The organism is Streptomyces sp. NPDC027962 (genome assembly GCF_055566095.1).
On sequence record NZ_JBVHTA010000045.1, the window covers coordinates 58,302 to 65,345 of the forward strand.

Annotated in this window: 5 protein-coding genes; 4 read left to right on the forward strand and 1 reads right to left on the reverse strand. The window is 71.9% G+C overall.

Annotated elements, in window-relative coordinates:
• Nucleotides 1-144 precede the first annotated feature (144 nt).
• From lnt to ACZ4SA_RS30945, 4 genes are all read left to right on the forward strand, one after another.
• A complete protein-coding gene (lnt, locus tag ACZ4SA_RS30930) occupies nt 145-1,776 on the forward strand; it encodes an apolipoprotein N-acyltransferase (protein ID WP_468281064.1) in 1,632 nt (543 codons plus the stop codon).
• An 84-nt stretch (nt 1,777-1,860) separates the two neighbouring features.
• The gene (locus ACZ4SA_RS30935; protein ID WP_468281066.1) at nt 1,861-2,343 is read left to right on the forward strand and encodes an NUDIX hydrolase; all 483 of its coding nucleotides are present in this window, start codon (nt 1,861-1,863) and stop codon (nt 2,341-2,343) included.
• 61 nt (nt 2,344-2,404) lie between these two features.
• Nucleotides 2,405-3,226, forward strand: coding sequence for a 3-hydroxybutyrate dehydrogenase (locus tag ACZ4SA_RS30940; protein ID WP_468281068.1), 822 nt, complete (start codon nt 2,405-2,407; stop codon nt 3,224-3,226).
• A gap of 67 nt (nt 3,227-3,293) precedes the next feature.
• Entirely contained in the window at nt 3,294-5,222 is a 1,929-nt protein-coding gene (locus tag ACZ4SA_RS30945) for a helix-turn-helix domain-containing protein (RefSeq protein ID WP_468281070.1), read from the forward strand.
• Between the two features lie 278 nt (nt 5,223-5,500).
• Here ACZ4SA_RS30945 and ACZ4SA_RS30950 read toward each other — a convergent pair whose 3' ends face one another.
• Complete coding sequence (locus ACZ4SA_RS30950; RefSeq protein ID WP_468281072.1) at nt 5,501-6,889, reverse strand: MFS transporter; 1,389 nt, start codon at nt 6,887-6,889, stop codon at nt 5,501-5,503.
• Nucleotides 6,890-7,044: the final 155 nt, after the last annotated feature.

The window sequence follows — 7,044 nt, forward strand, 5'->3', positions numbered from 1 at the left end:
CTGAAACGGTTCTGGCCGCGCGGGACTGGCGCACACGGTAACGGGCGCTTCCGGGGTGTGTGGAGGGAATGGGCAGAAACGTTGCTGCAGGGTGAAGTGGGCGCGGCTGCGCCGCTCACAGCCCCCCGCCGTAGAATCCGCCAGGTGAGCGCCACCATGACATCCGTCGACGCCCCCAGGCCCGCCCCAGCCGCTGGCCGGCCACTGCTGCGGCGCCTCGCCCGCCCGGGCGCCTCCGCGCTCGGTGGCGCACTCCTCTTCGCGAGCTTCCCTCCACGTCCCTTGTGGTGGCTCGCCTTCCCCGCGTTCGCTCTGCTCGGCTGGGCCCTGCGGGGACGCCGGCTGCGGGCGGGCCTCGGGCTGGGCTACCTGGCCGGCCTCGGCTTCCTGCTCCCGCTGCTGGTCTGGACGGGTGAGGAGGTCGGCCCCGGGCCGTGGCTGGCCCTGGTGGCGGCGGAGGCGCTGTTCGTCGCCTTGTCCTGCATGGGGATCTCCGCCGTCTCCCGTCTGCCTGCCTGGCCGGTGTGGGCGGCGGCCGTCTGGGTCGTCGGCGAGGCGGCCCGCGCCCGGGTGCCCTTCGGCGGCTTCCCCTGGGGCAAGATCGCCTTCGGCCAGGCCGACGGGTTCTTCCTGCCGCTCGCGGCCGCCGGTGGCACACCCGTACTCAGCTTCGCGGTGGTGCTGTGCGGCTTCGGCCTCTACGAGACCGGGCGGCAGGCGCTCGCCTTCCGGCGTACCCGCTCGATGCCGCGTGGCGCGGCCGCCGCGGCGCTGCTCGCCCTGCTCGTGCCCGTAACCGCCGCTCTCGCCGCCCGGCCCCTCGTCGACGACTCCGCCGAAGACGGAACGGCGACCGTCGCCGCGGTCCAGGGCAACGTCCCCCGCCTCGGTCTCGACTTCAACGCCCAGCGCCGGGCCGTCCTTGACAACCACGCCCGCCGCACCGAGCAGCTCGCCGCGGACGTCGAGGCGGGCAAGGAGCCCAGGCCCGATTTCGTCCTGTGGCCCGAGAACTCCTCCGATCTCGACCCCTACCGCAACGCCGACGCCCGTCTGGTCATCGACGAGGCGGTCAGGGCGATCGGCGTGCCCACCGTCGTGGGCGCCGTGGTCACCCCGGAGACCGGCAAGCTCCGCAACACCCTCATCGAGTGGGACCCGGCCCGTGGTCCGGTCGACAGCTACGACAAACGCCACGTCCAGCCGTTCGGCGAATACATCCCGATGCGGTCTCTCGTGCGGATCTTCAACTCCGACGTCGACCGCGTCCGCCGCGACTTCGGGCCCGGGGACAAGGTCGGTGTCTTCGACCTGGCCGGTACGAAGGTCGGCCTCGTCACCTGCTTCGAGGCGGCGTTCGACGACGCGGCGCGAGACACCGTCACCCACGGGGCGCAGCTCATCTCCGTGCCGAGCAACAACGCCACCTTCGGGCGCAGTGAGATGACCTACCAGCAGCTTGCGATGTCGCGGGTGCGGGCCGTGGAACACAGCCGGTCCGTCGTCGTCCCCGTCACCAGCGGCGTCAGCGCCGTCATCACGCCGGACGGGGAGATCGTCGAGCGGTCGGGGATGTTCACCCCGGATGCGCTCGTCGCCGAGGTGCCGCTGCGCTCGTCGCTCACACCCGCCACACGGCTCGGCGGATGGCCCGAGCTGCTCCTTGTACTGCTGGCGGCGGGCGGCCTGGGCGCGGCCGGTGCCGTACGGCACCGGCGCCGGACCGCGGACGAGGGTGCCGGCAAGGACACGGGGGCGGAGCCGGGAACGCCCTGACGAGGGGCCGCTACGCGCTGCTGGGGGTTCGCCCGGGGCGAGGGACCGAGGCCTGCCCCGCCCTGGCCGGTTAGAGTCCTGAGCATGGCAACTCCCGACTTCATCCGTGACATCCGGGCCACCGCCGGCCACCAGCTGCTCTACCTCCCGGGTGTCAGCGCCGTCGTGTTCGACGACGAGGGTCGGGTACTTCTCGGCATGCGCGCCGACACGGGCAACTGGTCGATCATCGGGGGTATCCCGGAGCCGGGGGAGCAGCCGGCGATGACGGCCGAGCGTGAGGTGTACGAGGAGACCGCGGTGCGCTGCGTCGCCGAGCGGGTCGCCCTCGTGCAGGCGCTGCCCAGGCCTGTCACGTACCCCAACGGCGACGTGTGCCAGTACATGGACATCACCATGCGCTGCCGTGCGGTGAGCGGTGCTTCGGAAGCGCGCGTCAACGACGACGAGTCCCTCGAGGTGGGCTGGTTCCCGGTCGACGCGCTGCCGGAGCTCCAGGAGTTCGCGACCTTCCGGATCAAGCAGGCCCTCATGGAGGGACCAGCATGGTTCCAACCCACCATCTGAGGGTGAAGTATGGGTCGGGACCATATCGGTAGCCGGGTGATCGCTGCCTAGGGTGCCCAACATGACCGCGCCCAGCACACCCCCCGGCACCTCGGGTCCCGCAGCCGGGGCCTCCTCCGTCTCCGTCGATCTCGGCGGCCGCACCGCCCTCGTCACCGGTGCCGCGGGTGGCATCGGCCGCGCGTGCGCCCTCCGGCTCGCCGCCGCCGGCGCGAAGGTCAGAGCCGTCGACCGGGACGCCGACGGCCTGGCCGCGCTCGCCGGGCCGGCCGAGGGCCTGGCCGGTGCGGTCGAGCCGTACGTCCTGGACCTCACCGACCTCGACGCCGCAGAGGAGGCGGCGGCCGACGCGGACATCCTCGTCAACAACGCCGGCCTGCAACTGGTCCGCCCCATCGAGGACTTCCCGCCCGACGTCTTCCACACCGTCCTGACGGTGATGCTGGAAGCACCGTTCCGGCTGATCAGAGGTGCGCTGCCGCACATGTACGCCCAGGGGTGGGGTCGTATCGTCAACATCTCGTCGGTGCACGGGCTGCGGGCCTCGGCCTACAAGTCCGCCTATGTGGCCGCCAAACATGGCCTCGAAGGTCTCTCCAAGACGGCTGCCCTCGAAGGCGCTCCGCACGGCGTGACGTCCGTCTGCGTCAACCCCGGATATGTGCGCACGCCACTTGTCGAGAAGCAGATCGCCGACCAGGCCGTCGCACACGCACTCCCCGAGGACCGGGTCCTCGGGGAGGTCCTGCTCAAGGACTCCGCGATCAAACGGCTGGTCGAGCCGGAGGAGGTCGCGGACGCCGCCCTCTACCTGTGCTCGCCGCACGCCTCCTTCATCACCGGCACCTCGCTGACCCTCGACGGCGGCTGGACGGCTCACTAGGGCGGCCGTCGGCTTCGTTGTCCACAGGGCTGGTGCGACCACCCGTACGGCAGGTAATCCTGTGTCCATGTCCCACGATCAAGCCCCCTACCTGGAGCTCCTCGCCCGCGGCGCCGCCGCCGAGGCGTACGACCGACCGCTGCTCGTCGCGCGCGCGGACGGCGCGGCGCCCGAGGAGCTGGCCGTGCTCGAGCACGCCAAGCGGCTCGCCCTGCGCGTGCGTGCCGAGCTCGAGGGGCGGCGGCGCCGAGAGGCGGAGCTGTCCGCCCTCTTCGAGACCGCGCACGACCTCGCGGGTCTGCGCGACCTCGACGCCGTCCTCAGGGCGATCGTGCAGCGCGCCCGCTCACTGCTGGGCACCGAGGTCGCATACCTCAGCCTCAACGACCCGGCCGCGGGCGACACCTACATGCGGGTCACCGAAGGGTCGGTGTCGGCACGCTTCCAGCAGGTGAGGTTGGGGATGGGGGAGGGGCTCGGCGGTCTCGTCGCGCAGACCGCCCGGCCCTATGTCACCGACAGCTACTTCGACGACGCCCGCTTCGAACACACCAGGACCATCGACGCAGCGGTCAGGGACGAAGGGCTCGTCGCCATCCTCGGTGTGCCGCTCATGCTCGGCAGCCAGGTCATCGGTGTCCTGTTCGCCGCCGATCGGCGCGCCAGAGTCTTCGAGCGGGAACAGGTCGCGCTGCTCGCCTCCTTCGCCGCGCACGCGGCCGTCGCCATCGACACCGCGAACCTCCTCGCCGAGACCCGCTCCGCGCTCGCCGATCTCGAGCGGGCCAACGCGATCATCCAGGACCACAGCAGCGTCCTCGAGCGGGCGTCCGATGTGCACGACCGCCTCACCGAGCTCGTCCTGCGCGGCGGAGGTGTCCACGACGTGGCCGCCGCACTCTCCGAAGTCCTCGGCGGCACCGTCGAGTTCACGGAGGGCGGCCCGGACACCACCCGCGCCGGCGGCCACGCCGCACGGCACGGCGACGACTGGGTCGCGGCAGTCTCCGCCGGCGGCGAGGTCTTCGGTGCGCTCGTGCTGCACGGGCACCCCGACCTCGACCCGGTGGACCGGCGAACCCTCGAGCGCGCGGCACTTGTCACCTCACTGCTGCTGCTCGCCCGGAGGTCCGCCCACGACGCGGAGCAGCGGGTGCGGGGCGAGCTCCTCGACGACCTGCTCGACGCCCCCGACCGGGACCCCAGGCTGCTGCGCGAGCGGGCCGCCCGGCTGGGTGCGGACCTGGATGCGCCGCATGTGGTGCTCGCCGCGCGTATCGACGGCCCCGTCGGCGAAGCCGCCACCCGCGATGCGTCGGGCCCTCACACCGGCTCGGCAACCGGCTCCGACCCGTCCGCACGTGAGACCGCGGACCGACAGCGTCTGTGGTGCGCCGCCTCCCACCTGGCCGCGACCCGGTCGGGCCTCGCCGCCGCCCGTGACGGCGGCACCGTGCTGCTGCTGCCGCTCGGCCCCGACGACAGCCCGGCCGAACTGGCCCGCCAGACCGCCCGGCAACTGGGCGGCACACTGCGGGAGATGGTGACCGTCGGCGCGTCGTCCCCGGTCCCCTCCCCGGCGGGCGATCCCACACCGGTCGCCGACGCGTACGCCCGGGCACGGCGCTGCCTCGACGCCCTGCGCCTCCTCGGGCGCCCAGGACAGGGAGCGGCTGCGCAAGACCTCGGCTTCCTCGGGCTGCTGCTCGCGGACCCGGGGGACATCGACGGCTTCGTGCAGCGCACGATCGGCGAGGTCGTCGACTACGACCGCCGACGTGGCACCGACCTCGTCGGCACCTTGGACGCCTACTTCGCCAGCGGAATGAGCCCGGCCCGTACGAAGGACGATCTGCACGTCCACGTGAACACCGTGGCCCAACGGCTGGAACGAATCGGGCGCTTGCTCGGCCCCGGCTGGCAGTCGCCCGCGCGGTCCCTGGAGATCCAGCTCGCGCTGCGGCTGTTCGCGATGTCGTCGGCGGTGACGTCCTGAGCGGCTGCCGTACGAGTCGGTAGCCGGCTCCCCGGGGCCGGACCCAGGTGGCGGGTCCCGGGTGGTGCGACCCCAGGTGCCCGTGCCCTGTGCCGGATCCCGGCCCAAGGTGCCCGACTCCTTGCCCGGTGCCGGATCCCGGGGCCCGCACCCGGGCGCCGCCTTCCGAAAACGCCCGGTGTCTTTGCGTCGTGACATGCGGAACCGCGCGGACGTCTGTGTGTCCGCGCGGTTCCTGTTGGTTGCGCTCGACGCGCCGTCGAATCGGCGGTGCCGGGTCAGACGGTCCGTGCGTCCGCGGTCCTCGCGGCCGGAGCGCCGCCGACCGGGTCCGTTCCGGCGTCCATGGCGGTCAGGTCCCGGTCCCTGGTCTCCCGGGCGCAGGCGATGGCCACCACGGTGAGCAGCGCCGCGGCGATGACGTAGAGGGCGATCGGCGTCGACGAGCCGAAGTCGGCCAGCAGCGCCGTCGCGATCAGCGGAGCCGGTGCCCCCGCCGCGACCGAGGAGAACTGAGCGCCGATGGAGGCGCCCGAGTAGCGCATGCGCGTCGCGAACATCTCGGAGAAGAACGCCGCCTGGGGTGCGTACATCGCGCCGTGCAGCACCAGTCCGACCGTGACGGCGAGCAGCAGGGTGCCGAAGCTGCCCGTGTCGATGAGCGCGAAGAAGGGGAACATCCACGCCCCGACGCCGATCGCGCCGATCAGATAGACCGGCCGCCGGCCGATCCGGTCGGACAGCGCGCCCCACATCGGAATCACCGCGAAGTGCACGGCGGACGCGATGAGTACGGCATTGAGCGCGGTCTGCTTGCTCATCTCCACGGCCGTCGTCGCGTAGACGAGGATGAACGCGGTGATCACGTAGTAGCTGATGTTCTCGGCCATCCGGGCGCCCATGGCGATCAGGACATCGCGCCAGTGGTGGCGCAGCACGGCGACGAGCGGCATCTTCTCCACCTGGCCGGCTTCCGCCTTGCGCTGCTCGGCCTGGGCCAGGGCCGCCTTGAAGACCGGCGATTCATCGACAGAGAGACGAATCCACAAGCCGACCATCACCAGCACACCGGACAGCAGGAACGGAATGCGCCAGCCCCATGAAGTGAAAGCGGCATCCGAGAGCAGCGCGGTGAGCGCCGACAGCACGGCGGTGGCGAGCAACTGCCCGGCCGGCGCGCCCGTCTGCGGCCAGGACGCCCAGAAACCACGCCGCTTGGCGTCGCCGTGCTCCGACACCAGCAGTACGGCGCCGCCCCACTCGCCGCCGAGCGCGAAGCCCTGCACGAGTCGCAGGACGGTCAGCAGGACCGGAGCCGCGACGCCGATGGTCGCGTACGTCGGCAGCAGACCGATCGCGAAGGTGGCGCCGCCCATCAGCAGCAGACTGAGCACCAGCAGCTTCTTGCGCCCGAGCCGGTCGCCGTAGTGCCCGAAGACCAGCGCGCCGATCGGCCGTGCCGCGAACCCGACGGCGTAGGTGAGGAAGGAGAGCAGCGTGCCGACCAGCGGATCGGACTCCGGGAAGAACAGCTTGTTGAAGACGAGCGCGGCGGCCGAGCCGTAGAGGAAGAAGTCGTACCACTCGATGGTGGTGCCGATCAGGCTCGCGGCGACGATGCGCTTGAGGCTGGCGGGTGCTGGTGGAGCGGTCGCGGGGGAGGACATCGGCACCACTTCCTGGCGGTTGACGGGGACGTGTTCGTGTCGCCATACCGTAGGAATGCGCAGGTCAGCAGCGCAGCGCGCCTTCGGCGCGCGCCGTGGGCGTGGTAAATCCCGTGGCGCGCGCCGGGGGTGCTTCTGTCTGCCCTGACGTGAGC

Coding starts and splice junctions, on each gene's coding strand:
- ACZ4SA_RS30935 (WP_468281066.1), top strand. CDS start 1,861: ATGGCAACTCCCGACTTCATCCGTGACATCCGGGCCACCGCCGGCCAC.
- ACZ4SA_RS30940 (WP_468281068.1), top strand. CDS start 2,405: ATGACCGCGCCCAGCACACCCCCCGGCACCTCGGGTCCCGCAGCCGGG.
- ACZ4SA_RS30945 (WP_468281070.1), top strand. CDS start 3,294: ATGTCCCACGATCAAGCCCCCTACCTGGAGCTCCTCGCCCGCGGCGCC.
- ACZ4SA_RS30950 (WP_468281072.1), bottom strand. CDS start 6,889: ATGTCCTCCCCCGCGACCGCTCCACCAGCACCCGCCAGCCTCAAGCGC.